This window comes from Allomuricauda sp. MMSF_3307 (assembly GCF_030733585.1).
Classification (GTDB): Bacteria; Bacteroidota; Bacteroidia; order Flavobacteriales; family Flavobacteriaceae; genus Flagellimonas.
In genome coordinates, this window is record NZ_JASHIQ010000002.1 from 292,077 (window position 1) to 318,236 (window position 26,160).

Below are 26,160 nucleotides of genomic sequence, written 5' to 3' on the forward strand. Positions count from 1 at the left end.
TGCTCGTTTACATCGGCATCAAGCAGGAAAAGCCTCTTGTTCTAAATAAGATATTTGGAGGCATCAATTCTTTCAGCTATTTCAGCAAATGCCATTGGTCTGGACCGCATTTTGAAATAGGCATCCCTGGCTTCATTGATAATGTCGTGAATATAAAACAGATCTAATCCTGATATTTGGGCCAATCGGTGTTTGCTGTTTTCCAATCCCGTAAGGAGTTTGGTGAAATCTTTCTGGTTGGCATTTTCATAGAACGATTTCAGGATTTCATACACGGTGCGAATGGGGTCAAAAAAATCATCCCCTTTGATCTCCTTAGACACCGATAGTTCAATTAATTCCAATAGTGCATTGATGGCTCCAGGTGCATAAAAATCGCCAAAGTCCACAGTGCTGAAAAACCGATGTTCCTTGCGATTGTACCTATTGCCAGCTCTAAGCCACTTGTTGAAAAAGGCAAGAGCCTTGGGATGACCTGCCCTAATAAGATACTTTATGGCGGTCAACCCTTCCATGCCCCCCTTATTTTTCTTTAATATCTCCATGGTCTTTTTGATTACGATTTCCTTCTGGCCTAAATTGATTAAGTGACCAGTGGCATCCCAATAAAGACTGTTATCGTCCTCTACAGGGGCTTCATTTTCCAAAATGTGCCGAAGCAACTGCACATCTCCTGTGGTCTCAACATATGACCCCAGCAATTTCCAACGACGATATCTGTTTTGGCTTTGGTCCAACAGATAGTCCCCAATCAGTGAATAAACTTCGCTCAACCCATGAGATAGCGCGAACTCTGCATGATTGATGAAAACAATGAACTCTTCCAAACCATTATGTAAATTTTTGATAACCCTGGCCTTGATCTTATCGATATCCACTTGCTCCAAAATATAGTCGTACCCTACCACGCCACCTTTTTCCAAATGATAATCGACCCAGAGCATGTCCAAATAGGTAGACTCTTGGTATTTGAAATCATAGCGTCTTCCAAAGAACCACAGGTACTCACAGATTAGGTAATTTTTGGATTGGTACCGTCCCAAAGCATGTTCGAAATCTCCATTTTTCTCATTCTTTAGGCACCACTTCTTAAGGTACGCAATATGCTCAGGTCGTTCAACAATATTCTTTTTTGATTGATTGGTCAATTCCCTTTTTATCTTGAACAGGATATAAAGCTCGTCATCGACGTATTTATGCACATCTGCTAATGTTATACTTTTACCTATCTGTCGCCTGGCATCATTGACAATTTCCAAGAAGGTGGGTAAGAACCGTTTTTGCAATTCTAGATCATCCCAGAAATTTTCCTTGTGGTCCCTCATGTCCTCCCAATCCAATTTGGACTTGCCAATTAAATCAAAATAGTCTTCTGCAAGTCTTTTGAGCCCTTTTCGATCAAACAAAAGGTCAAAGGAGCTTTGCTCTTTGGTTTCATGGTAATCCGCCCATAGTTTTCTTAGCTCGACATCTATGAAATCCTCCCTCAGTCGATACTCTGTACTTTCCAAAATCCTTTTTTCAAACTTGAGTGCAAGGTCTACATCCACTTGGCTCAAAACGTTTCTGAAAAAATACAATTCATTAGCTTCAAGTGTTCCTTTTTGGTAATCTTCAACGAGGACGGGAAGTGTGTTATCCGAAATCAGATAGGCCAAAAAGTATCTTTTGTTCTCCATGGTCGGAGGGGATTGGTAAATATCCATGAAGGCTTTGTCATTTGTTCCCGTTTTTTTGAAAAATGCTGCCAAATCTTCCTCATTTCTATAAGTTGTCAGCCTATTCTCCAAGGCTTTTGTCAACCACTCCATAGTATAACCATACATTTCCTTGGTATTCGCATAGGATTCGGCCATTTTTTGGGTCAACTTCGCTAAATCGTTATTTTCCAATCGTATGTCATCCCCATGTTCCAAAAACACCTGCAATGCATATACTTGGTTACGTGCTTGTCCAAGATTTATAAGGGCACTTCTGAAGTACCCTTTTTCGCTCGTCATATAGTTCTCCCTTGTTTGGTGTTTCCGCTGTTTCTCGCCGGCCACAATAGCAGTGATTGACCTTATATATTCAATGTGCTTGTCAACATCCGATTCCAAAATCAGCTTGAGCAACATACTGGTAATACGTTCATGATCAATGTGGGAAACCGTGGAAATCAATTTGGAAAGATATTCCTCTGACCTGTGGTAGCCCTTTTCATGGATAAGATGGAGGATTTCCGCTTTGAAGTCAATATCAACCTCTTCTAATGAAGCTTGCAGACAACAAAACAGAACCTTTTTGAATCGCTCATCCATTAAGGCAGTATCCATTTGAGAGAGCAGAAACATTGCTGAAATACGAGTTCGCCTATGATTGTCTTTATCACTAAGTTCCTTTATTAGAAAATTCCTGTTAACATCGGAATCTGCGAACCTGGCCACGTCTTTGGTTTCTTGGTCATATTTTCTCACCCAAAGCGTCTGTTCCTTGCAACGCTTGATAAAGTAATCTTGAAATACCTCTTTGCGTATACCATCATTGATCCTTGAACGGTCCGCTTGGAACAAAACAATGGCATCATTTTCCTGCAACCACTTGACCAGGCTGGCCATTTTATCTGATTTAGAGTCTAAAAGGTTGAGCAAAAAGGAAATCGAATTCAACCAGGAAGGATGAGTCTTTGGTTTGGCATCGTCCAAGGCTATGAATTCTATTATCTTGTCCACTTCAAAATTACTGAGCGTTTTCGCCACAAAAAACTCTTGGAGATTGCGGTGTTCAAACTCCCATTTGTCCGCATTGACCACCCTTTGTGCAAATCCTGAGTTGACGAAAATGGGTTTGGTCTCCTGTAATAACATGGTTAATTGCTCCCCCGAAATATTACGGGTTTGCATGGCTTCCAATGAAAAAGCCACCTTTTTACATGCTCGTAGTATTTTCCCTGGATCAAAATCTTGTGTCTTTCCCTTGGATTTTTCATCATCATGTAGCCTTTTCGCTATATAACGTTCCATTAACTCCGACTTGTTGCTGGGCAACTTTTGGCTTTCTTGGTAATAATCCCCCAATAGGTTCAGATAATAGGGGTTTTCGAAAAATTCCTTTTGTACACCTGCAATTTCGTGGTAATAATCGCTCTCTGAGGGCATTTGATATTTGTCGACCAAGTATTTAAGGGCATGCTTAAAATCCAGGCTGTTCAAGGTACAGCATCTAAAATTGGTGATGTCCCTGATTGTTGATTCATGTATATTGGTGCGGCAACTGATGACAAATTTGACGGTGGTCTCACCGTCATGGTTTTGAATGAAATTTTCAATCATGGTGCGGAAGGTCTGCCCATATGAAATTTCGTCCAGACCGTCCAAAATGACCAACAATTGTGGGATGTCCTTCCAATTCGGTGGTAAATGATTTTCAAGGGTATCTTGTTTCCCGAAACTATTGATGGACCGGTAAAATGGAATCCACAGGTTTTCTTCCCTATGTTCCCAATAATCCATGGCCAGTTCCTTGAGTTCAATGGACTTTCCCATACCTGGATTGCCCAATAATACCAATCCTGGACAAACCGCATCGGTTAAAATGTTGTGTAGCACATCGTTTATTCCAAACAGTGCGACTTCTTTGTTAAGGATATTGAATAGGTGTCTGTCATCAGTCTCAGGATCTTGGATAAGCGTAACCCCTCTCTGGATGTAGTGTGCCTCCTTGACCAGATGGGTAATGAATCTGGTTTTTCTGACAGCAGCTATCGTGAATTCTTCATTGGTCTTATAAAAAAGGAGTGTTTTGAACCTGTCCAGTTCTTTTTCTTCGTCAATTTCAAAAGACAGAGAATGGCCATACACGGCTTCATAGATTTCAGGTTCCAATGCAAAAAGCTTATCAATACCATGGGCCTTTTCGAACAGACAAACCCTGAAGGGATACTTGCTCCGATTAAAGGTGCGCTCTGATTTTTCTGGATTTCTGTGATTCCCAAAATTGGATCTTGGACTAATGAATATTGCAATATCATTTTCTTTGAGCAAATAGCCCGAGGTCTCCAAGTCATGGAGCTTTGCATAGATATTCCCGAAAGCTGGGTCGGTAGTGTAATCCTTGCATTCCACATAGATATTGCGCACGGTCATGCCATCTGTGACCATAAACTGTATGTCGAACCCATCCTGTGTACCACTAAATTGAGGGCGTTCTTTTAATATGGTGTATCCCAATCGCTGGAAAATCCTTGAAAAGAACACTTTGGCCTGTTCCTCAAATAATTTTCCACTGTTGCCTCCTTTCGTCATTTTCTGTACACCAAATGAAGGCTTAATCCTCCACTTCCCGAGTCATATAGTCCAACACTTTTATTCCACCTACAATCGCCAAGCCATTTCGCACCATTCTCCAAAAGGATTTCTGGTCTTCGGTTTCCTTGGCTTTCCGTATCTGCTCAACGGCATTCTTTAATAATTGGCTGATTTGGTGCCCTTGCTCTTGAAGGTTTCTGACAGTACCATCCAAGGTGATGTATTGTGTGACATTGGGCAAAAAACTACCTACGGCCGTCCCTTGCTTGACAAAAACAACAACAGGTTTGCCTAACATATAGGCCATTCCCGCCTCCACATGGATCATTTCGGAGAGTCCATATAGGGATTTTGAGCTATTGGCCATGTCCCTTTGTACATATCGTGGGGTGGCTACCACAACGAGAAAATCCGCCAGTGGAATGTTTTTCTTCATTTGTTCCACGATAGGAACTGGTGCAATGGAGTGACGCCCCACAGTGCCCATAGGCTTTATCTGGCAATGCAGTAATATTCGTTCCACAAATTCAACAAACGGCTCGTCCTCTTTTCGCAGACTACAACTGACAAAAGCTTTAGCTGCGTATTGGGCATCCTCTATATGAGGATTTTGATACTTGGCATCCATAGGGTTATTATACAATTACTTAAAGAACAACTAAAATACTTCTTTTGACTTTGGAGCCGTAAAATTGTTAATATTTATTCAAAACTCATGCCTAAATAGTTGACTGATAGATGTATACTGAATTTTTCCTTTATCATGTAAGTTTTAGAAGAGAACCAACTAAAGCAAAGTGTTATTTTGAAAGTAATTTGTGTGGATGATCTTTCAGGATAGACCCTTATAATTTTCCTTCCATTTTGGAACATGTAACACATCCAAAGGAGTTTCTTATTTTTTAAAAATTAGGCCCCATAGTACTTTTTCATTTCGTTTTTGACTTTAGTCATGTCTATTCCTTTTTTTTCGGAATACTCAATTAAATCGAGCTCAATTGAAACCTGCAATTTGTGAGCTTTTATTGTTGTCGCTTTTATTCTTTCATAAAGTTTTTCAAAGTATGAATCTGATTTTAAATCATCTTTATTCTCTGTAGTGCTCTTATGAATAAGCCAGTTTCTTTCTGTTAAAAGTTTTGACAACTCCAACTCCAAGGGTTTAGAGAATAGAGATTCTTTTTTGATAATGTTTATCGCCATGCCAAGTGTATACTTCTGTTGTTTTTTTAAAAGATCGTCTGCTTCTTTCCTTTGGTCAGGCTCTGTTTTTTTTAAGACAATGGAGTGACTTAGAGCATCCTCCAATATTTGAACGGCACATAAAGATTCACCCAAAAGGGTGTAGAGAGTTATTTCTCTTTTCGAGGCTTCTTTAAATTTAATGTTTTCAATCATTGGTATTTTGAGGAAGAACTAAATATTAATTATTAAAGGCAAAACTATGATACGCAGAATTCGATTATATTTGACTTTATTGGCTATATTTATTAGTTTGGCTGCTTGTAAAACTTTACCAATTTTATGCAGACATTTCCCCTTTCAAATTCTCAATCAAACATTGTTCGATTAAGTTGCCATCTTATTTCCATTTATTTTGTTACCAAAAAAGTAATTTAGATTTATTCTTCAATTATAGTCATGTATTCTAATTCACCGTTTTCCCATTGAAGAATTTCATGGTTGGTTAAACTTTTGATTGAGAGAACTTCAAAGCGTTTTTTTACATTTCCGTTTTCATCAACCTCATGTTTTTTGGTGTCCATTTTAAGCAATTTAAGTCTGATTTTTACTAAATCGTTTTTTAAAATCTCCTTGGGAAAAATATCTTGATATGACCTTAAATTCAGCGCTTTTGCAGCTCTAGCCATCATTCTCATATTGTATTTAGCTCTACTCTTCGGGTTTTCTATTTGCCCAACATAACCTTCAGATACCCCTATGCGTTGTGCCAGTTCTACTTGATCTATATATGGGTTTGATTTTACCCTCAATTCTCTTATACTTTCAATCACATGGAAGTCTATATGTGACATTATTATTTCTATTCTCATTTTGCATATATATAAGTATGTGAATCACGGGACTTGAAAAACATTATTCACATATACATGACTACGTGAACATTTTTTTATATATTAGCCTTGATTATTTATTTTTGCGATTCTTCGTATTGATAATATTTGAAGCTATCGCTTTGAATCTCTCGCTAGAAAACTGGTAACTTTTTGCAGAAGGGATGATAAGTAGATTTGCTCACGACCCGGGCGTGAGCTCACTTATCTCTGCAAGGTATACCAGTACCACTAGCGGTTAAGTTGAGTTTTCACGCCCAACTTTTTCTTAGCGTTTGGTTTCTTTAAATTTTCGAAGCATCGCCCAACCTTCTAGGTTATGGGAAACAATTGGCAACTTTTTTATGTGGGGTTCACTCTGTGTGATTGTCCTGTTTTTGGGACATCTCACTCAGTGTTCGATATCTTGTTTAAGAAAAAGCCAAAAAACCCCGTATAATCCCAAGGCTAGGGTTGTGGGATACCCGTTACACTGATTTTTCGGTTCACGAGATCTTTTAGTCCCGCAACCAACGACTACACTTTTTGGGTAACCGACCCAGCACGAAATCATGGTCTTTTTTTGGTTAAGGAATCCATTTCCACGGGCTTTTGCCCTTTGGACAGGACGGCCTTTGCCCGAACCTTGATGCCCTTCTGGAAGTTACGACTTTCCCGTGGCTTTTTTGGGTAGTGTGATGAACAATTAACAAAGAAATCAAACGAACTCAATTTATGAAAAAATCAATATCACGCATGTACAGGGTTTCCCTGTTCATGCCACTATATGTCTTTTTAATGCCCTTTTTTACAAACACAATGCAGGCGGGCAAAGTCTTGGAACCAACACAGGCCACTGTTTCCGGCACCGTGACCGATACTTCAGGGAATCCCTTGGCCGGGGTGAACCTTGTGGTGGAATCCAAGAATATTGGAACTATTTCAGATTTAGATGGTTCCTTTTCTATCAATGCGGGTCCTACCGATGTGCTTATCTTTTCCATGGTGGGCTACAAAACCCTTTCAGTGGCCATTGGGGATAGGGAAGAGCTTATTGTTTCCTTGGAGGAGGATGTTACCGTATTGGGTGAAGTGGTGCTCAATGCAGGGTACTATAAAGTTTCCGAAAAGGAACGCACCGGAAATATTGCCACCATTAAGGCAGAGGTCATCGATAAACAGCCCGTGGGCAATCCCTTGGCCGCCATGCAGGGACACATGTCAGGAGTCAATATTGTTCAGGATACAGGGGTGCCCGGAGGTGGGTTCTCCATTGAGGTCCGGGGCAGGAATTTCATCAACGGGGCATCCGATCCGTTGTTCATTGTGGATGGTGTACCCTTTAGTTCCCAATCGATGGGGTCGGCCCGTCTGTCAACCGCGATCGTTGGCGGAAACATTAGTCCCCTCAATGCCATCAATCCCAATGATATTGAGAGCATAGAGGTGCTGAAAGATGCTGATGCAACGGCCATCTATGGGTCCCGTGGCGCCAATGGTGTGGTGCTCATTACCACCAAGAAGGGCAGGGCGGGCAAGACCCGCTTCGATGCCCGGTTGAGTACTTCCCTTGGACAGGTATCCCATTTTATGGACTTGATGAAAACAAAGGAATACTTGGAATTGCGCAGGGAGGGGATCATCAATGATGGGGTTGATAACCTTTTGGGCAATCCAGGGTTGGATTTCTTTTGGCCTGATGTGACCCTTTGGGACCAAAATCGATATACCGATTGGCAAAAGGTACTTATCGGGGGCACGGCATACCGAAACAATGCGCAACTCTCTTTCTCCGGTGGCAGTGAACAAACCCAATTTTTGATCAGTGGAGCCTATCAAAAGGAGACCACGGTCTTTCCAGGGGATTTTAGATACAAAAGGGCAAATTTGAATACCTCCCTGAACCATCGTTCCGAGGATGGCAAGTTTGGGGTCAGCCTTTCGACCTCTTACGCCAAAGAGGATAATTATTTGCCCAGCACGGATTTTAGTACCATGGCATATACCTTGGAACCCAATGCCCCTGCACTCTATGATGCAGAAGGGAATATCAACTGGGAAGGCAATACATGGGAAAACCCTATGGCTGCATTGGAGGAAAAATATATGGTCGTTTCCAATACCCTCATCACCAATGCAGTGGTCTCCTATAAGATCTTGGACAATCTTGAAGTGAAGTCCAGCATGGGCTTTACCAACTATCGATTGGATGCCCAAAGGGCCATGCCCTCCTCGTCAAGAAACCCACAATATGGACTGACACCCCAAAATTACTCCTACCTGATGACCAATGTGTCCAAAAGGGAATCATGGATTGTGGAACCCCAATTGAATTGGATGAAACAATGGGACCAATTTTCGTTGGACGTCCTTTTGGGTACCACCTTTCAGCAGGAGACCACGGAACAGCTCGCTCTGCGGGGTCGGGGCTTCCCCAACAATGAACTGATCCTTAACATGGCCGCTGCGGACAATCTGGATATCCTTTCCAATACAGACAATGTATATAACTATAATGCTGTGTTTGGGCGTATCAACCTTAAATTCTTGGATAGGTATTTCATTAACCTGACCGGACGAAGGGATGGATCTTCCCGATTTGGACCGGGCAAACAGTTTGGAAACTTTGGTGCGGTCGGATTGGCCTGGCTTTTCTCCGAGGAGGGTCTTTGGTGTGAAAATTCTGTTCTGAGCTATGGAAAGTTAAGGTCGAGTTATGGCACTACGGGAAGTGATAATGTCGGTGATTATCGATTCTTGGATACCTATTCCGTTACCGGGGACCATTATGATGGGGTAACGGTCATTGAACCTACGGGACTGTTCAATCCCTTGTTCGGTTGGGAGGAGAACAGGAAATTGGAGGCTGCCCTGGAATTGGGTTTCTTCAAGGACCGAATATTGCTCAATGCATCATGGTACCGTAACCGATCATCCAATCAGTTGGTCGGGATTCCATTGGCGGCCACTACGGGATTTTCGGAACTGACGGGAAATTTTGATGCCATAGTTGAGAATACCGGGATTGAATTGGACATACGGACTGTAAATGTCCAATCGCGGAAATTCAATTGGTCCACCACCCTGAACCTGACCCTTCCGAAAAATAGGTTGGTGGAATTTGATGGACTTGAAAACTCAACCTTTGCCAATAGGTATATCATAGGGGAGCCCCTGACCATACTGAAACTGTACCATTCCCTAGGGGTGGACCCTGAAACTGGGATGTATGGTTTCGAAGACTTTAATGGGGATGGGATCATCAGCAGGCTGGAGGACCGGGAATGGGTCGAGGACTTGGCCCCCAAGTTTTATGGGGGGTTGGGAAATACCTTAAGCATGGGGAACTTTACCTTGGATGTCTTCTTTCAGTTCAAAAAGCAAAAGGCGTTGAATAATCTACTGTTTGGGACCGTCCCGGGCCTAAAGGGTAATGCCCCCAAGGAAATGTACGATCGTTGGCAGCAGCCTGGAGACCTGGTGCCCTTTTCTAGGGCCTATAGTGGCTTGGTGCCTATCGGGGATCTGGACCAGTACCAACAGCAAAGCAATGCTGCAGTTTCGGATGCTTCATTCATCCGTTTGAGGAATATTTCATTGAATTACAAGATTCCCGACATAAAGGAGGGGCTTGACATCAACGTATACCTCCAAGGCCAGAATCTCTGGACCATTACGGGGTATAAGGGACCGGATCCCGAACAGCCGACCAATACACGTTTGCCCGCCTTACGCCAGATGACCCTTGGACTCCAACTTAGTTTTTAACCTTAAACCCTTAATATGAAACGTTTGAACGATACAGCATTTGAGAATATAGGCCAGGGAATATCCGCGATTGGAGCGCCATTTGGAACTCCATGGACGTTCCTATTGATCTTGGTTATGAACATGATGGGTTGTGCCGATTTTGTAGAAGTAGATCCACCAAGGAACACCTTGGTATGGGAGACCGTGTTCGATGACCCGTCCACAGTGGAATCCGCCCTTGCCAATCTTTATTTTGGGATGCGGGAACAGGGAATGGTTTCGGGAACCACAGGGGTGACCCCAGTACTGGGCATATACGCTGATGAATTGGACTACTATGGTTTTGGAGCCGATTTGATCCAATTCTACCAGGGTGAAGTAGCTGCGGCCAATGGTATTATTGCCAATTGGTGGCGCCATACTTACCACTTGATCTATAGTGCTAATGATATAATCAATGGGGTGGATGCATCCAATGGACTGACCAAGGATGAAAAGAATGAATTCAAGGGGCAAGCTTTGTTCATCCGTGCCTACTTGCATAGTCAATTGGTACTTGCCTTTGGGGATGTGCCGTATATCACTTCCACGGACTATCTGGAAAACGGTAGGGTGTCCCGAATCCCAACAACCGAGGTCTATGCTTATATCATTCGGGATCTCTCCGAAGCACTGGATGCCTTGGAAAGTGTTGATTTTGTGTCAAGTGAAAGGGTAGTCCCGGATGGGGATGTGGTCAAGGCTTTGTTGGCTCGGATGTACCTCCATGAAGAAAATTGGGAAATGGCGGCATCCTTGGCCACGGAACTTATCGATTCCTATTCCTTGGAAAATGATCTTGACCGAGTGTTCCTTAAGGATTCCCAAGAAACCATATGGCAACTCAAGGCCGATACCGAATTCCCGTTGAACACAAGGGAAGGGGAGCAGTTGATCATTCGGTCCATTCCCGGACAGTCCTATGCCTTGACAGCGGATTTTTTGATGGCCTTTGAAGCGGATGATTTGAGAAGGGACCATTGGATGGGTAGTATGTCAGATGTGGACAACACCATTACCCTTTACTTTGCACACAAGTACAAAGCCGATATCAATGAGATGGAATCCCTAGAATATTCCATACTTATGCGATTGGCGGAGCAGGTATTGATCAGGGCAGAGGCCCGGGCACATATGGGGGATATGGTCGGGTCGCGAGCGGACCTCAATGCAATACGGAACCGGGCCGGTTTACCCGATGTGAATATCAGTACAACTGACGATTTACTGGATGCCATTGTCCTAGAACGAAGACGGGAACTGTTCACTGAACAGGGTTTGCGTTGGTTTGATCTTGGACGGACCGGGTTGACCGAAGAAGTTATGGGTGCCCTCAAACCCAATTGGCAGTCAACGGATGTGCTGCTGCCCCTTCCCGAGTCTGAGCTGGAGGCCAATCCCAATTTATTGCCGCAGAATGATGGCTATTGATGTTACCTGCAAAGATCGTTTGGGTGTTCCGCAGCTGCGAAAACGAAACTATCCCTATATGATCATGAGGATGGTACAACTTATTGTTTGGATTTTTGTTTCAACACTCCCAAGTATGGCTTTGGTAAAGCATTGCGATACAGTTCAGGTATCTGGGATTCGGAACGCAGGACCAAAAATGAACCATCCTTTTCTGACCACTTCAGTGGTTGACGGCGAACTTTTTCTGGATGTGCCAAAAGAAGTCTTGGGTAGACGACTTCTTTTCGTCCGGTACGATCAAGGAAGCCATCGGAGGTTTTTACAGGTTATCTGGTCCTTGCAAGGGGATCGGATGTTGTTGAAGGTTCCGAGTGTCCGCTCAACAACAGGTATTACCTTGCCCGTCGCACCAAATCTCACCATTACGGATAATATCCTGGCCATTTTTCCTTTGAAAAAGGACAAGGGAGAACCAGGGTCGTATAGGGTAAACATCACATCCTTGGTGTTGCAGCAAAGAATAGAATGGGAACCTGGATTTGCCGAGGAACTGGTGCCGGAGATTACCATGCTGATGGGGGCAAAGGATTTGGACGACGAAGTGATCATCAAGACCCGTAGGGGACTGGTCAAGGGAGGTTTCAAAGTATCGGTGCCCATATTCTTCGGATTTACCGTTTTACCTGACCCGATGAAGGCCAGAAGGTTCGACTATCGGATGGGGTTTTACAATGAGGAGTCCTCGGGCATGCATCTCCAATTAAGAAATGGATTGGCCAATATTTCCAGATGGCGTTTGGAGAAAAGGTTTCAAGACCAAGAGGTCAGTGTGCCCATCAATCCAATTAACTTTTTATTGTCACCTGACATTCCCAAAAAATGGAGGCCCTATATCAAGGCGGGTATTGAAGAATGGTTGCCTGCTTTTGAGTCGGCAGGATTCAAGGATGCATTGGTGGTCAAGGAATTGGATACTTTGGATGAATGGACGGCACATAGCATCCATTCCAATATCGTGTACTGGTCCGGGATCAATGATATAAGGGGTTCGGAATACGGGGACTATGGGGGTACGGCTGCCAAAATCGTCGATCTCAGGACAGGTGAGATTTTGCGGGGGGATATCTTTATAAGTGCCTCGGAACGGACCGTAATGGAACGCTATTTTGTCCGTTCAGTGCCTTTGGATCAAAGGGCCCGACAATTCCCATTTCCCGATGAACTTGTCGGCTCCCTCTTCCAAGTGATAGTGGCACATGAGGCGGGCCATGTTTTCGGACTCAAGGATGCCAATTATGGAGAGTTCAGTTATCCATGGGAGAAAATGAAAGATAGTGTGTGGTTACGGAATATGGGTCACACACCAAGCATTATGAACTATGCCAGATCTTCGAACCTTCCCCAACCAGAGGACAGTGTTCCACCTGACCTTTTGGTCCAAAGGGTAGGTCCGACGGATAGGTACAATATCCAATGGGCCTATACGGAGTTTCCCAAGGACATTTCAGGGAAAGGGGAAAGTATGGCCTTGGAGAAAATGATACGGTGGCAGGATTCCGTTCCTTGGTACCGGTTCAACAATGCCATTTTTGAATCCATTGGCCCCGCGACTTCCAGTGAGGTGGTCGAAACCAATGATCCCGTTCGTAGTACCGGATTGGCCTTGAAAAACTTGGAAAGGGTGATCTCCCTATTGCCCAAAGTAACCCTAGATCAGAAAGACAATGCACGATTGGGTCGTTTGCATGAAAAAACGTTGGAACTATGGTACAACCATATGGTCCATGTTTCGACACTGATCGGGGGATATGATATCCAGTATAAACCCTTGGGTCAACAAGGGCAAATGTACACGCCGATACCTTGGGAAAAACAATCAGAAGCAATGGAGTTTCTACTTGCCAATGCTTTTGATCCACCTAAATGGTTGACCCAACCAAGCTTTTATTCAAAGACAATGTACTCTACTTTTCCTGATTATATCTTGGGCTATCAACAAAGGCTCTTGTCTGAATTGGTCATGGCTCCCCGATTGAGGCGTTTAGAATTCATGGAAAGCAGTTCTGCTTCTGAAAATATGGTCCAAAATTACTTGGACCAACTACAATCCGGCCTGTTCAGGGAACTGCAATATAACTATGCCCCTGTAGAAAGTCAAAGGCAAACGATACAGATATTATATATTGACCTTTTGGTCAGATTTGTGCAACAGAAGGGACATGGGCCAAATTCCGAGGAGCGTTTTTTTTTCCATTCTGATTATGTAGTGGCTCAGTTTAGGATGCAATTGAAAGGGTTGAAAAAGACTATCCAAAATGGAATGAAAAGAAATTGGGATGATGTCAGTATGGCCCATTGGGAAAGATGTCTGGAAAAAATATATGGGATGTAGCTAAGGTCTGAAGGAATTTCATGAACTGGGAGAATTGCCCTAATGTTTGTGGAAGTTTGTTGAATTAGTGAAAAAGGTGCCTTGGAAAAGGCACCTTTTAATTGAATCAGAAAACCGATTATGGCACATTTTTGCGCAAAGGCGTGCTGCCAAAGCTTGGCATGGAATACAATTGATAACCAAGATGTTTACAAAGGGTATTCCCGGTTTCACCACAGCCTTCGGCGGGAATGGATCGCCATTCCTGCTCAGCGGTGTCATAATAGTGACCATCTTGAAAGACAGCCCTATCCTCAGTTGCAAATGCCAGGCCGACCGCCAAAAGGATGGCGAAGGCCGGTAAAACAAGTTTTAAAAAATTAGATTTCATAATACTAAGTATAAACGTTAATGCCTACTCTTTTCTAGGTTTTCGGCTTCCCCTACTGCACAGTATTTTGATGCGATTGCATGATATTCTGTTTGTTGTTACAAATGATTCCCAACAAGGCCATGAACATAAAAGTGATATTGAACAAAATATGGTCCGTCCACCCCAAGGTTGAAATGACCCCGCCACAGGAGCAAGGGATGGACTCACTGTATTTTAGAACTATACTGATATAGATGGTGAATGAACCCAATAAGACCAAGCTGGCATACAGGGCAAGTGTGCGGTATCTTGCGAACCACAATAGGCCTGCGATCACCAGCTCCACAAAGGGCACGGCCCATGAGATCACTGTGGCATAGGATGCAATGTAGGGCATACGCTCCACCCTCAATTGAAAGGTATCCAAATGCATCAATTTGCTGACCGCAGTATAAACGAACAGTAGGGTCAACAAAAGGCTGAACAGGGTAATAAGTTTGGAGTAGATTCCTTTGTGAGACATATCCTTTGATTTGATATGACAAAGTTCGGGAGTCTGATGTATCCCTAAGGGAGTATTTGTTATCTGAAACGGAGTAAATGCATGATATTAAGGATTTTATGACCTTAAATCAGTAGGGGATAGTCCATATTTGTCCTTGAATGCCCTTGAAAAATGGGTCTTGCTCTTAAAGCCGGTCATTTGGATGATTTGCTTTATCGTCAGGGTGCTGTGCTGGATTAGGGTCCTTGCCATTCGAAGACGTTCCCTGATCAGAAATCTAAAAATGGTCGTACCATAGATCTGTTTGAAGCCATATTTCAGTTTGTACTCGTTGGTGCCCTTCTGACGGGCAAGATCCTGCAAGGTGGGAAGATCCTTGTCCAGATTGTTGATGATCATATCATGGACGTCCCTGATGATTTGGATATCCTCTGGCGTCAATGTGACCTTATGCTCCTTGATGCCCTTGGTCACTTTGAGTTTATTTTTGGGCAGCCCTGTTTCAAAAGGTTCCCCCTTGGAAAAGAATACGGAGTTCAACAGGGTTTTTTGACCGCTCCCATCCAAGGCCTGGTACACCGATATTTGGCAATCCTTGGCCAGCAAAAGACCATCGTTGGTAATGAATTCCAGGAACAATACCGTTTCAGACCGCTCCCGTTTCAAATGTTTTGACATCTTCTTGTTCCATCTTTCACGGGACCTTTCCGTCATGAATTCAGAGATATGTTTTCCGAAAAGATCCTTAGGGGGATAGGACAATAGGGAGCAGGTGCCATTGGTGAGCAATTCAATGTGACCATTCCCATCTAAGATCATGGATAGTTGGATGACACATTGTGGGGTGTTGTGTGCGTTTGCAAAACCCTGATGGATAAAGGCCGCCCCTATTTCCTCATTGACCATGTTCAACATGACCACCAAAGAAGCAATATTGTCATTTTTATCGGAAGGCTCAATGGAATAGAAGAAATTGCCCTTGGCCATTTCCAAGAGCATCTTTTGTATCCGTTTTACCCTAAAGTCATCGCTGTTCGGCATATCCTTTCATTAAATTGGTTAGTTTTCATCGGTTTCCTTAATGCCCAAATAGGCCAAGGCCTCCGCTTTTCTGGTAAAGGATCGTGTAGGCACTTTCTGGGAATGGGTGTCCAAATAAATGGAGCTGATCATATCCGTAACCGGTGGATCGATCAAAAAGGCCAGTTTCTCGATCCAAAGGGAACCTTCCAAAGCCAAATAGTCCCTTGCGGCCTTATCGATATTTCTGACTTCCCGTATATCGCATAGCACCGGCATCGATTTACCTTCTTGTAATTCCATCCGATCCTTGACTATGAGTTGTGCCGCCTTACGGTTGATACACGGCACTTTCTTGTAGATAATATGTAAAAGATCATCAGTCAACAGATATATGGCATAGCTGTTTTCATGTGTTTTTTTCATCTCCGGAAAACTGGTTAGCGCAATCAATTTACAAAATTACTGCAATTGATTTTTTTACAGGAGAGCTATTGACGTTAATAAAAGGATTTTGGTTATCTGAAAAGGAGTATTTGTTATCTGAAAGGGATTAAATAGTATGTGTATGCTATATCAACTTACAAAATCCGTTTCTTTTTATCACAAATAATATCAAATAAAATGGCCAAGATCAAACACCACAATTTTTTGAACACTGTACATGAGGTATTCACTGATGCAAAACAAGCTGGGGTATTGCACCTTTATGCCGGCGGAAAGTCTTTTTCGGGAAGGACGATAGAAGTTGGCGGAAGGGAACTGTACCATTTTGGGACCACGGGTTATTTAGGGTTGGAACTGGATCCCAGATTGAAAAAGGCCGCCAAGGAGGCCATTGATAGCTATGGGACGCAATTTCCCTTATCCAAGTCCTATATCTCCAATCCGTTGTATGAGGAATTGGAAAACTCGATTTCCGAAATGTATGGCTATCCCATTGTCATTACCAAAAACAGTAGCCTTGGGCACTTAGGTGTCATTCCAAGTGCCGTGGACGATGACGACGTAATCATTCTGGACCACCAGGTCCATTGGAGTGTACAGAATGCGGCCAAAATGCTAAAGACCCGGAGTGTTCCCATCGAAATGATCCGGCATAACCATTTGGAAATGTTGGAGGACAAGATCAAAAAGTACCAACATTCCAAAGGCAGGATTTGGTATATGGCCGATGGCATTTATTCCATGTACGGGGATTATGCCCCGGTTAAGGAACTGATGGGGTTGGCAAAGAAATATTCCCAATTGCATTTTTATTTCGATGATGTTCATGGCATGAGTTGGGTGGGAAGGAATGGTACCGGATATGTGTTGGACCAATTGGGGGAATTGCCCGAAAATGTATTGCTCTTCGGTACCCTGAGCAAGACTTTTGGGGCCAGTGGTGCAGTATTGGCCTGTTCCAACCCACAACTATATGATAAGATCAAGACCTTTGGTGGACCGTTGACCTTTTCTGCCCAATTGGAACCAGCCTCGGTAGCTGCTGCCATGGCCTCGGCACAAATCCATCTATCCCCGGAGATTTATGTGCTTCAACAAGAATTGAGGGAACGTATCGATTATTTCAATGATTGCCTTTTGATAACGGAACTTCCCTTGATCGATAGAAATGAATCACCGGTGTTCTATATCGGGACCGGTATGCCCAAGACCGGGTACAATTTTGTGAACCGTTTGATGGGGGAGGGCTTCTTTGTCAATCTCGGTATCTTTCCAGCAGTACCTGTAAAGAATACAGGTGTAAGGATTACGATTTCAAGGCATAACCAAAAAGAGGAAATCAAAGCATTGGTGGACGCCATGGAATATCATTTTCCAAAGGCATTGGAAGATACCCAGACAGATGCCCAAAGGGTATTCCACGCCTTTAAAATGGAACCAAGGACCCTAAGTGGACCGAAAGTATCCTCTGAACTTACCGTTGAAGTATTCGATACCATTGATCAAGTTGAAAAGGAAGAATGGAACCAAAGTTTAGGTGGGCAGGGGGTTTACGATTGGGAGGGGCTGAAGTTTTTGGAAGAGGTATTCCAGGGTAACCCAAGAAAGGAACATAATTGGTTGTTTCGATATGTGGTCATCAAGGATGCTGATGGGGTACCAGTATTGATGACCTTTGTGACGCTTTCCCTTTGGAAGGATGATATGTTGGCACAAGCACAAATTTCTGCTGCCATTGAGGAGGAAAGGAAAACAAATCCCTACCATTTGTCATCCATGGTCCTGTCCCTCGGTTGTCTGTTCACTGAAGGTGATCACCTGTATTGGAATGCATCACATAGGTTGGGCAAGGAGGCCAGGGACAAGCTATTGGCAACCATGGAAAAACTGGAACAGCAGTTTGGAGCCAAAATGACCGTGTTACGTGACTTTGGTGAAGATACTTCATGGAACGAACCGCTTTACGGGCAGGGATTTTTAAGGGTGCAAATGCCCAACTCCTGTTATGTTGTCCTGGACGAGGTGGATTCCATGGAAGATTATTTGCAAAGATTGTCCTCCAGAAACAGAAGACATTTTCGAAAGGATGTCCAACCCTATCTCGATAGGGCAAAGACAGTTGTTCTCCCATCCATGTCAACAAATCAAATTGAACAGGTCAAATCCTTGTTCGGGGAAGTACAGTCCAGAAATTTGGGGCTCAATACCTTTTCCTTTCCGGACTCCCTGTTTGAAAAGATGAACGAAAACCATTTGTGGGAGTTTATTGTCCTTTGTTCATTATACCAACCTGAAAAGATAGTGGGTGTAATGTTCTGCTATACCAACTTGAAGCAAGTCTATGTGCCGGCCTTTGTGGGTATGGATTATGACGGTCTGGAAGAGTTTGCCATTTATCGCCAGTTGCTCTACCGGACCATTGAACGGGCCATTGGATTGGGCATTCCCAAAATCGATTTTGGGTTGACCGCTGCCTTTGAGAAACGGAAACTCGGTGCAACGGTAGAGAAAAAATATGCCTATCTCCAGACCAATGACAATTTCATCCTGGAATTGCTCGGAATCATGGAAGGCCAGCATTAATGGAAAATCGTCATGAAATACCAAAAGCTGCTATCAGAATTTGAAGGCCAATTGGATTCGTTGGAAAGCGGGAACGGGGATATCCTTTTCAAAGCGGAAAAGGGAATCGTACTTGTGGAGAAGAGCATCCGAAAACTACAAAAACAGATTACGGGCAAGACCTTTGATACCCAAGCAGACGAAATCTACTTCTTTAAGCATGTCAAACCCCAAATTTTTAGTAAGCTGATCTATTATGTAAAATTGTTCAATATCGAGAGCAAGCGGCCTAGGGGAAATGATACGGCACAGATCAAGTACCTACAACTTCAGATTGACAAGTTCCAGACCTTTTTTAACGATAATCTGGAGTTTTATAATTATTACCGTCGTGGGGCGATGTCCCTGGACGAACAATATTTTGTTAGGGGGAACCGAGATCTAAGGCTTCCCCTTGAATCCTTCCACTTTTTGATCGATGACCAGTTTTCCACCTGTCAGGATGGTACCGTGGCCACGATTATGGCCTATGACATGCTCATCGTGTACCTGAGAAAGGAGGTGGATGACCTACAAAACAATTTAGAACCCCAAAAGAACATGACCATGGAAAAACCTTCAAAACTCTTCTGGACCGGAAACAAGACCGATTTGATCGAACTTTTATATGCACTCCAATCCAGCAAATGCATCAATAGCGGTACCACGGACATCAAGGAGTTGGCCTCGCATTTTGAACATTTTTACAATGTGGACCTCGGTAACTACTACCACACTTTTATTGATATCCGGTCCCGAAAGACCAGTAAGACCCGCTTTTTGGACAAGCTCATTGAGATGCTCAACCAACGGATGGATTCCCTGGATGAATGAGTTTTAGTTTTTCCCAAGTTGGTACCAACTTGGGAATTTGCATTTTGATGGGCCATAGTGCCAGGATTATGGGTTTTCTGAGGTTTTCAATAGGTTTACAAAGGTCAAATTCAACCAAATACCATCAAATCCTATGCATTGAAAAAAACACCCACCTTGGTACCAACTTGGGAAGTTTTTTCAATTTTGTTTTTGAGTTTTGTCCCAGAAAGTCAAATCAGTGGATGGGTCACCAAATGACATGAAAATCATGTAGTGGCCCTTCCTATTAAATCACAAAACACATGGGAGCGACCATCATTACCACCGAAGATTTAAGGGAGTTCAAGATAGAACTGTTGGAGGACATCAAGGACCTTTTGCAGAACGAAAAGGGACAACGCAACAAAAAATGGCTCAAATCCAATGAGGTGCGGGACCTCTTGGGCATATCCCCGGGCACCCTTCAAAACCTAAGGATCAATGGGACCCTGCCTTATACCAAGATAGGAGGGGTGCTCTATTACGAATACCATGAGATCATGGAGGTATTGGAAAAGAACAAGGTCCATAACCGTATCTAGGGTGGAGGACATCAATTATATCAAACACCTGAACGGGGTGTTTGCCCAATTTGCCAAGGACAACCGGTTGAACCCGACCCATATCAGCCTGTACATCGGACTGTTCCAATTATGGAACCAAAATTATTTTGTGGCCGAGTTCTTTATCAGTAGGGAAGAGGCCATGGCTTATGCCAAGATCGGGTCCAAATCGACTTATCACCGTTGCATCCGCGAGCTCAGTCACTGGAACTATATTCTGTATACTCCATCCCATAACCCCTACAAGGGCAGCCGGATCAAGATGTTCGATTTTGGGACAAGTACTGGACAAGCTATGGACAACCACCGTACCAAATTCGGGACAAGCAATGGACAAGCATTGGTACCTATAAACAAACATATACAAACAACTAAAAACAATACAAACGGGAAGAAACAAAAGAAAATGAAAAAGAAAGTTTTTGAGATCGAAGAAAACAATGCCAAACGCACCCCCACTGTCCCATATCTGGACAACTTGCGGACCAGCAAAGACAAAGACTACAATGAGCCGTTATGAATTTTAAGGCCCCACATATCATCACCGAAGGTGACATAAGTTATGAACTGGGCTCCCTGAAGGGCAGGGAGATCAAATACGATTTCGAGAAGATACTGGTCTATCTCGATGCCAAGGGAAAACTCCTGTTCGGCAAAAAGTTCAGGATCCATAGGGAGGACCGGGAGATGCTGTACAAGCTCAGTCTCTACTTTATCCGGGACAGGGAACGTTGCAAACAGTTGGGCATCGATGTGGATAAGGGCCTTCTCCTCTCAGGTCCGGTAGGCTGTGGGAAGACCAGCCTGATGAAACTGTTCAAGTTCATGGTGCCCCACCAAAGGCCTTATGAGGTCATTCCCTCCAGGAACATTGTCTTTGGCTTCAACCATTTGGGCTTTAAGATCATTGGGGACTACGGGAATTCCCAATCCTTTTGTTTTGATGATCTGGGTGTGGAACCCGATGGGGTCCATTTTGGAAAGGAGTGCAATGTCATGGGGGAGATCTTATTGTCCCGCTATGAGCTGTTCACTGACCATAAGATCAAGACCCACGCCACTACCAATCTCAATGCACAGGAACTGGAAGCAAGGTATGGGAACCGGGTAAGGTCAAGGATGCGGGAACTTTTCAACCTTGTAGGGTTTGATAAGGACTGTAAGGACAAAAGAAAATAAGGTTTTGTGGCTGGTGTAGCATGTAACCTTGAATTTGGGCGAATTGCAACACTTTTTGATGGGCCGATCAGCTACTTTTGACGTTTTTGGGCTGGAGGGATTGGAACCAGATGGCACTTATCAACAGGGAGTGTTCGCTTTTTCATTAAATCTGCATGGATTCCAGACCAATTGAACCTGTTTCAATGCAACTATAATGATATTCACAAATAACTGATTATCAAATATTTGTGATGTGTATTCCATTAATTTTCACATATCAATAATCGTCTAACCCTTAAACGTTTACGATATGCGAAAATCTTTCTTCATCACCTTAATGTTGCTTTTTACCTCCAGTGCCCTTTTGGCCCAGATCGGGGGTATTGAGGATTCGGTCAACGATATTTCAGACACCATTCGGGCCATATTTCCCATCATATTGGGGGTCATCTTTTTAGTGGGCTTCCTTTTTAATGCCGGACATTTCTTTGGAGAGAATGCTGACCTAAAAAGGGGCATTACCCGGGTCTTGGTCTTTGTGTTGATTGCCGGGGCCGTTGTGGGCATCTTTACCTATCTCATCGGAATTGTGGTCTGATGAAACAGTTCGAGGTCTATAGAAATATACGAAAACGGGCCATGATCATGGGACTGTCCATTTCCCTGTTTGCCTTGATGATGGTTGCTGTCATCGGTTCGCTTTTGATCATCATTTTTTCTTTTCATTTTGGTGTCATCGTGTGCCTACTGCTCTTCAATGCCCTGCTCTATGGGGCATTGTTGCAGTGGGTGAAGAAACCCTTCCAATTCAAGGTAGTGCAAACCTTTCCCAAGATTATAAGCCTCAAACAATTGAATCCCATTGACTATGTCTAAGCTCAATTTCAATGCATATCACCCAATCCTGGATATCCAGAACCATGTGGTTTTTGGGAGCAATGGCGATGTGGTGTTGTGTTATCAAGTGGAATTACCTGAGATATACTCCCTTTCTGAGACGGATTTTGAGGAGCTGCACGGGATGTGGTTCCAGGCCTTTAAATCCTTGCCCGTGGGTGCTATTATCCATAAGCAGGATAGGTATCAAAAGAAAGGTTATGATGCTAGGAACCTTCCAAAGGAAACCTTTCTGGCCAAGGCCACCCATGATTATTTTGTGGGTAGGGAGCATTTGGACCATCAGAGTTATCTCTTCTTTGTACTTCCTCTTGATAAAGCCCTTAATGCCACCAAATATGTCAATCCCTTTCGAAAAGTAGAGAAAGGGTTGCACCGGAAACTGGATGTGCAGGTAGCGGAATTTGTGACCGCCGTCAACGATGCGGTATCCTATATCAACAACTCCAAAAGCGTGTCCATGGTACCCATGGAACCTGAAGCCATATTGGAGCATACCCATGCTTATTTCAATGGATACAATCTTGATTTTGATACGGATATCCAGTTTGGGAAAGGCCCCATAGAAATTGGTGACCATTATTTTGATGTGATGGCCATCAACCATGAAGAATGTTTTGGAGAAACCGTGCAAAGCAGTGTGCCCAACGGGAAATTCAGTTCGGACGGATTCAGTTTTCATAAAGGTTTTTTGGACGGTCTGGGACTGGAATTGGGGGAGAACCATATCATCAACCAAATCCTATATCTAGATGATACCCATCAATGGCGTAAACTATTGGATAAAAAAATTGAGGAACTCTCCAAGAGCTCCAATTTTGGTTCCCAGAACAAAGTGGTCCGCAACAAGGTCCAACATATCTTGGACAGGATCAATGGGGATGATACCGCACGAATAATTCGTGGCCATGTGAATATTGTTTATTGGCATACGGAAGTTGGGGTGTTGAAGCGAATTGCTTCTGGCATCAAGGCGCAATTGAAGGAACTGGATATACGACCCTATCATCCCCATGGGGAGGAGCGCAAACATTATTTTTTGAACTCCTATCCCAGTTATGCTTCCAACTTTTCCAATGAAGATCTTTTTGTGATGGACCTGAAGGCAGCCCTTTGTCTGTATATCAACAATACCAATTATCGCTCTGATGAAACAGGAATCGTTTTTAATGATAGACAGTACAATATTCCTGTGGTCAAGGATGTATGGGACGAGGGGAAAAGGCGTATCAAGGCCCGGAACTTTGCCATTTTTGCCCCGACAGGAGAAGGGAAATCCTTCTTGGCCAATAATATCCTACGTCAATACTTTGAGGCGGATGTACGACTGGTCATTATCGATTTAGGGGGTTCTTATGCCAAATTTGCCCAATTGTATCCCGATGATCACGTGGTCCTTCGCTATGAGCAAGGCAAGAATTTGGGTATTAATCCCTTTTATATCGCCGATCCGTCCGATTTGACCCCTGAACGACTGGAAGATCTGGCCCTCTTTCTTTTGGAGCTCTTGGCTGAAAACCAGGTGACCAAATCCAAGGAAGTGGCCTTGAAAAAAGTGTTGTTGCACTATTATGATGCTGTCAGGGCGGGGCATTCCTTGGCTTCCCTATATCAGTTTGTTGATAAGCACAAGGATACCTTGATCGAGGAGACCCGAGTTCATGAATCCGATTTCAATGTCTATGGATTTTTGCACATTCTTTCCGAATATGTGGATGGGGGACTGTACAGTTTTCTGTTCCATGTGGCAGAAGACCAGACCTATAAAATAGAGGACAAGCGCCTGATTGTCTTTGAACTGGACGAAGTGCGAGACAATAAGGAAATCCTGTCCGTAATGCTCAAATTGATCAAGTCCGCCATCCAACGCACCATTTGGAGGAACAGGTCGGAACGGGGCATTATTCTTTTCGATGAGTTTGCCAAGCAGCTTAAATTTCCCCATGTATTGGAGAGTGTGGAGTTCTATTACCAGGCCATCCGAAAGCAAAACGGGGCCATTGGTATCATCCTGCAATCCATCAACCAATTACCGGAAAATGCCACTTCGGCAAGTATCCTGGAGAATACGCAGGTCGTGTACAGTTTACGGAACGAGAAGGGCTATGATGAATTGGTTAGACGGTTGCACCTCTCCAACCATGATCTCAATCAATTGAAGTCCCTTAGAAACAACCTTACCGGGGTGCGCAAATACACCGAAATCTTTATCAAAATCGGGAAGGAAAGCAATGTCTTTCGCTTGGAGGTGCCCCCAGAGGTCTATGCCGCCTATCTCACCGATGGGGTGGAACATGGCCAGCTTATGGAGCTCTTTGAACAGTTTGGGAATATGGAACGGGCCATTACTGAATTTATAAATCAACAAAAGAAAATGATATGAGAGTAACAATAAAACAAACCCTTTGGAAGAATCCCAAGACTTTGATACTCGCTCTGATCTTGGCCATTTCCTTGCCCGGCCGTGCTACGGCCCAGGGAATGCCGGTGTATGACAATACGAACTTTATCAGCATGACCAAATCCCTGTTGGAATCTGCAAAGCAGACCTCTGAACTGCTAAAGACCGTGGAGTTTTTAAAGGAACAGAAGGACAATATTGTCAAAGTCAACAATACCATTAAACAATTGAAGGCGGTGCGGGAACTCGCACGGAACAATGAAATCCTTTTCAATACCGTGCAAAATGAATTGAGGGATATTTTGAATTCCCCCTATATCAAAGCCGGGGAGGTGGAACAGGTATCCAGAGCCTTTGAACAGATCATGGATACGGCCATTGATGATCTCGATTTTGTAAACCAGATTTTGTCCAGTGATTTTTTGAAGATGTCCGATGCGGAGCGCACGGCCATTTTGATGGAAAAAAAAGTGCAGTCGCAGGAAATGGTGGCCGAGTTGGAGGTCAAGACCCGACGCTATCGAGAGATTATTTCCTTTCGGAGGATGCAGGATATCATCAATAACCGGGAAACGGAATACTGATGGCGGGATACTTTTTGGGCATAGGATTGGAATATGTGGATGCGGTCTTCCAGACCATCAAGGACAGTGATTTCTCCCAATACACGATAGTGGGGATGAAGACCCTGGCCGTGCTGTTCTTTCTGATCAATATTTTGAAGAAATACAATGAGGGAATAGCTTCTACCGATGGCCATACCTGGGGGTTGACCCCAACGGAACTGGCCAAGAATTTTTTGGTGGTGCTCTTGGTCATCTTTTCAACTGAGGTATTGGGAGTTTTTGATGGGATTTTGGTCGCCATTGAGACCCAATACCGGGACACGGCTCCGGCACTCCTCCCATTACAGTTGCAGGATGTGGACCTGGAACGGGATGTGGGTGCCTTGGAAGCCGCCAAAAAGGCCATGGCACTCTTGTATGAGGCCTTGGTCACTCCTTTGTACGGATTAAAGGTCTTGGCCTTTATCATCGGGGTCATTCTTTGGTTTATGGACCTGTTCATCTATCCTTTGTTCCTTGCAGAGCGATATTTCCTATTGGGGATCCTACAGGCCTTTTTTCCCTTGGTCATCAGCTTGGCCGTCTTTGAAAAGTTCAGGCCATTGGCCTATAATTATTTCAAGCTCTATGCAGCAGTATATATGCTGGTTCCCGCCTTCTTTTTGGTCAATGTCTTCGTCAACAACCTTTATACGGAGATCAGTACCAACTTCTGGGGGAACCTCTTTGGTTTTGATTTTGGGCGTGAATTCTTTGCCTCCATCATTGAACTCGGGACCATTGGCTTTATTGTCTTGCTCAAATTTAAATTGTACCGAAGGGCGACCAGTTTTACCCTTCGATTGTTCACCGGTTAAA

General features: G+C 43.7%; 21 protein-coding genes. 13 read left to right on the forward strand and 8 right to left on the reverse strand.

What is annotated here, in order from left to right; genetic code table 11:
* Window positions 1-41 precede the first annotated feature (41 nt).
* The 4 genes from RBB12_RS05720 to RBB12_RS05735 all read right to left on the reverse strand — a co-directional run bounded on the left by RBB12_RS05720 (window position 42) and on the right by RBB12_RS05735 (window position 6,340).
* Window positions 42-4,283, reverse strand: coding sequence for an NACHT domain-containing protein (locus RBB12_RS05720; protein WP_306013272.1), 4,242 nt, complete (start codon window positions 4,281-4,283; stop codon window positions 42-44).
* Window positions 4,284-4,305: 22 nt separating this feature from the next.
* The gene (locus RBB12_RS05725; RefSeq protein WP_036379035.1) at window positions 4,306-4,914 is read right to left on the reverse strand and encodes a hypothetical protein; all 609 of its coding nucleotides are present in this window, start codon (window positions 4,912-4,914) and stop codon (window positions 4,306-4,308) included.
* A 281-nt stretch (window positions 4,915-5,195) separates the two neighbouring features.
* The gene (locus RBB12_RS05730; RefSeq protein WP_036379034.1) at window positions 5,196-5,684 is read right to left on the reverse strand and encodes a hypothetical protein; all 489 of its coding nucleotides are present in this window, start codon (window positions 5,682-5,684) and stop codon (window positions 5,196-5,198) included.
* Between the two features lie 224 nt (window positions 5,685-5,908).
* Window positions 5,909-6,340 (reverse strand): helix-turn-helix domain-containing protein, encoded by a 432-nt coding sequence (locus tag RBB12_RS05735; RefSeq protein ID WP_051947125.1) that lies wholly within the window; start codon window positions 6,338-6,340, stop codon window positions 5,909-5,911.
* Between the two features lie 735 nt (window positions 6,341-7,075).
* On the opposite strand from RBB12_RS05735, the gene RBB12_RS05740 reads away from it, so the two are divergent.
* The 3 genes from RBB12_RS05740 to RBB12_RS05750 are packed head-to-tail and all read left to right on the forward strand — an operon-like array spanning window position 7,076 to window position 13,934.
* Complete coding sequence (locus tag RBB12_RS05740) at window positions 7,076-10,108, forward strand: SusC/RagA family TonB-linked outer membrane protein (protein WP_036379033.1); 3,033 nt, start codon at window positions 7,076-7,078, stop codon at window positions 10,106-10,108.
* Window positions 10,109-10,123: 15 nt separating this feature from the next.
* Window positions 10,124-11,560 carry a RagB/SusD family nutrient uptake outer membrane protein gene (locus tag RBB12_RS05745; protein ID WP_051947124.1) on the forward strand — a complete coding sequence of 479 codons (1,437 nt, stop codon included), beginning with the start codon at window positions 10,124-10,126 and terminating at the stop codon, window positions 11,558-11,560.
* Window positions 11,547-13,934 (forward strand): zinc-dependent metalloprotease, encoded by a 2,388-nt coding sequence (locus tag RBB12_RS05750; protein WP_306013271.1) that lies wholly within the window; start codon window positions 11,547-11,549, stop codon window positions 13,932-13,934. The genes RBB12_RS05745 and RBB12_RS05750 overlap by 14 nt, the downstream gene beginning before the upstream one ends.
* Before the next feature lie 118 nt (window positions 13,935-14,052).
* Here RBB12_RS05750 and RBB12_RS05755 read toward each other — a convergent pair whose 3' ends face one another.
* From RBB12_RS05755 to RBB12_RS05770, 4 genes are all read right to left on the reverse strand, one after another.
* Entirely contained in the window at window positions 14,053-14,304 is a 252-nt protein-coding gene (locus RBB12_RS05755) for a DUF6520 family protein (RefSeq protein WP_036379030.1), read from the reverse strand.
* Window positions 14,305-14,356: 52 nt separating this feature from the next.
* Entirely contained in the window at window positions 14,357-14,809 is a 453-nt protein-coding gene (locus RBB12_RS05760) for a MauE/DoxX family redox-associated membrane protein (RefSeq protein WP_036379029.1), read from the reverse strand.
* 96 nt (window positions 14,810-14,905) lie between these two features.
* Window positions 14,906-15,832, reverse strand: a complete 927-nt coding sequence (locus RBB12_RS05765; RefSeq protein ID WP_081894154.1) for a helix-turn-helix domain-containing protein — start codon at window positions 15,830-15,832, stop codon at window positions 14,906-14,908.
* Window positions 15,833-15,850: 18 nt separating this feature from the next.
* Window positions 15,851-16,237: a hypothetical protein gene (locus RBB12_RS05770; RefSeq protein WP_036379027.1), complete on the reverse strand. Its 387-nt coding sequence runs from the start codon at window positions 16,235-16,237 to the stop codon at window positions 15,851-15,853.
* Between the two features lie 198 nt (window positions 16,238-16,435).
* Between RBB12_RS05770 and RBB12_RS05775 the strand changes: the two genes are divergently transcribed.
* The 10 genes from RBB12_RS05775 (at window position 16,436) to RBB12_RS05820 (ending at window position 26,159) form a co-directional block, all read left to right on the forward strand.
* Window positions 16,436-18,841 carry an aminotransferase class I/II-fold pyridoxal phosphate-dependent enzyme gene (locus RBB12_RS05775; protein WP_306013270.1) on the forward strand — a complete coding sequence of 802 codons (2,406 nt, stop codon included), beginning with the start codon at window positions 16,436-16,438 and terminating at the stop codon, window positions 18,839-18,841.
* A gap of 12 nt (window positions 18,842-18,853) precedes the next feature.
* Window positions 18,854-19,693, forward strand: a complete 840-nt coding sequence (locus RBB12_RS05780) for an RteC domain-containing protein (RefSeq protein ID WP_119618892.1) — start codon at window positions 18,854-18,856, stop codon at window positions 19,691-19,693.
* Window positions 19,694-19,977: 284 nt separating this feature from the next.
* The gene (locus RBB12_RS05785) at window positions 19,978-20,256 is read left to right on the forward strand and encodes a helix-turn-helix domain-containing protein (protein WP_306013269.1); all 279 of its coding nucleotides are present in this window, start codon (window positions 19,978-19,980) and stop codon (window positions 20,254-20,256) included.
* Window positions 20,207-20,797, forward strand: a complete 591-nt coding sequence (locus tag RBB12_RS05790) for a hypothetical protein (RefSeq protein ID WP_306013268.1) — start codon at window positions 20,207-20,209, stop codon at window positions 20,795-20,797. The genes RBB12_RS05785 and RBB12_RS05790 overlap by 50 nt, the downstream gene beginning before the upstream one ends.
* Window positions 20,794-21,456, forward strand: a complete 663-nt coding sequence (locus tag RBB12_RS05795; RefSeq protein ID WP_306013267.1) for an ATPase — start codon at window positions 20,794-20,796, stop codon at window positions 21,454-21,456. Before RBB12_RS05790 ends, RBB12_RS05795 begins: the two co-directional genes overlap by 4 nt.
* A gap of 292 nt (window positions 21,457-21,748) precedes the next feature.
* Window positions 21,749-22,036 (forward strand): hypothetical protein, encoded by a 288-nt coding sequence (locus RBB12_RS05800; protein WP_163636516.1) that lies wholly within the window; start codon window positions 21,749-21,751, stop codon window positions 22,034-22,036.
* Window positions 22,036-22,314, forward strand: a complete 279-nt coding sequence (locus RBB12_RS05805; RefSeq protein WP_163636517.1) for a hypothetical protein — start codon at window positions 22,036-22,038, stop codon at window positions 22,312-22,314. The genes RBB12_RS05800 and RBB12_RS05805 overlap by 1 nt, the downstream gene beginning before the upstream one ends.
* Complete coding sequence (locus tag RBB12_RS05810) at window positions 22,307-24,718, forward strand: TraG family conjugative transposon ATPase (RefSeq protein WP_163636518.1); 2,412 nt, start codon at window positions 22,307-22,309, stop codon at window positions 24,716-24,718. Before RBB12_RS05805 ends, RBB12_RS05810 begins: the two co-directional genes overlap by 8 nt.
* The gene (locus RBB12_RS05815) at window positions 24,715-25,320 is read left to right on the forward strand and encodes a conjugal transfer protein (RefSeq protein WP_306013266.1); all 606 of its coding nucleotides are present in this window, start codon (window positions 24,715-24,717) and stop codon (window positions 25,318-25,320) included. The genes RBB12_RS05810 and RBB12_RS05815 overlap by 4 nt, the downstream gene beginning before the upstream one ends.
* Window positions 25,320-26,159: a hypothetical protein gene (locus tag RBB12_RS05820; protein ID WP_090294850.1), complete on the forward strand. Its 840-nt coding sequence runs from the start codon at window positions 25,320-25,322 to the stop codon at window positions 26,157-26,159. The genes RBB12_RS05815 and RBB12_RS05820 overlap by 1 nt, the downstream gene beginning before the upstream one ends.
* The last annotated feature ends 1 nt before the right edge of the window (window position 26,160 follow it).

Bases quoted from the DNA above. Each gene is read 5' to 3' on its own strand.
- RBB12_RS05720 (WP_306013272.1), bottom strand. From the start codon at position 4,283: ATGACGAAAGGAGGCAACAGTGGAAAATTATTTGAGGAACAGGCCAAA.
- RBB12_RS05725 (WP_036379035.1), bottom strand. From the start codon at position 4,914: ATGGATGCCAAGTATCAAAATCCTCATATAGAGGATGCCCAATACGCA.
- RBB12_RS05730 (WP_036379034.1), bottom strand. From the start codon at position 5,684: ATGATTGAAAACATTAAATTTAAAGAAGCCTCGAAAAGAGAAATAACT.
- RBB12_RS05735 (WP_051947125.1), bottom strand. From the start codon at position 6,340: ATGAGAATAGAAATAATAATGTCACATATAGACTTCCATGTGATTGAA.
- RBB12_RS05740 (WP_036379033.1), top strand. From the start codon at position 7,076: ATGAAAAAATCAATATCACGCATGTACAGGGTTTCCCTGTTCATGCCA.
- RBB12_RS05745 (WP_051947124.1), top strand. From the start codon at position 10,124: ATGAAACGTTTGAACGATACAGCATTTGAGAATATAGGCCAGGGAATA.
- RBB12_RS05750 (WP_306013271.1), top strand. From the start codon at position 11,547: ATGATGGCTATTGATGTTACCTGCAAAGATCGTTTGGGTGTTCCGCAG.
- RBB12_RS05755 (WP_036379030.1), bottom strand. From the start codon at position 14,304: ATGAAATCTAATTTTTTAAAACTTGTTTTACCGGCCTTCGCCATCCTT.
- RBB12_RS05760 (WP_036379029.1), bottom strand. From the start codon at position 14,809: ATGTCTCACAAAGGAATCTACTCCAAACTTATTACCCTGTTCAGCCTT.
- RBB12_RS05765 (WP_081894154.1), bottom strand. From the start codon at position 15,832: ATGCCGAACAGCGATGACTTTAGGGTAAAACGGATACAAAAGATGCTC.
- RBB12_RS05770 (WP_036379027.1), bottom strand. From the start codon at position 16,237: ATGAAAAAAACACATGAAAACAGCTATGCCATATATCTGTTGACTGAT.
- RBB12_RS05775 (WP_306013270.1), top strand. From the start codon at position 16,436: ATGGCCAAGATCAAACACCACAATTTTTTGAACACTGTACATGAGGTA.
- RBB12_RS05780 (WP_119618892.1), top strand. From the start codon at position 18,854: ATGAAATACCAAAAGCTGCTATCAGAATTTGAAGGCCAATTGGATTCG.
- RBB12_RS05785 (WP_306013269.1), top strand. From the start codon at position 19,978: ATGGGAGCGACCATCATTACCACCGAAGATTTAAGGGAGTTCAAGATA.
- RBB12_RS05790 (WP_306013268.1), top strand. From the start codon at position 20,207: ATGAGATCATGGAGGTATTGGAAAAGAACAAGGTCCATAACCGTATCT.
- RBB12_RS05795 (WP_306013267.1), top strand. From the start codon at position 20,794: ATGAATTTTAAGGCCCCACATATCATCACCGAAGGTGACATAAGTTAT.
- RBB12_RS05800 (WP_163636516.1), top strand. From the start codon at position 21,749: ATGCGAAAATCTTTCTTCATCACCTTAATGTTGCTTTTTACCTCCAGT.
- RBB12_RS05805 (WP_163636517.1), top strand. From the start codon at position 22,036: ATGAAACAGTTCGAGGTCTATAGAAATATACGAAAACGGGCCATGATC.
- RBB12_RS05810 (WP_163636518.1), top strand. From the start codon at position 22,307: ATGTCTAAGCTCAATTTCAATGCATATCACCCAATCCTGGATATCCAG.
- RBB12_RS05815 (WP_306013266.1), top strand. From the start codon at position 24,715: ATGAGAGTAACAATAAAACAAACCCTTTGGAAGAATCCCAAGACTTTG.
- RBB12_RS05820 (WP_090294850.1), top strand. From the start codon at position 25,320: ATGGCGGGATACTTTTTGGGCATAGGATTGGAATATGTGGATGCGGTC.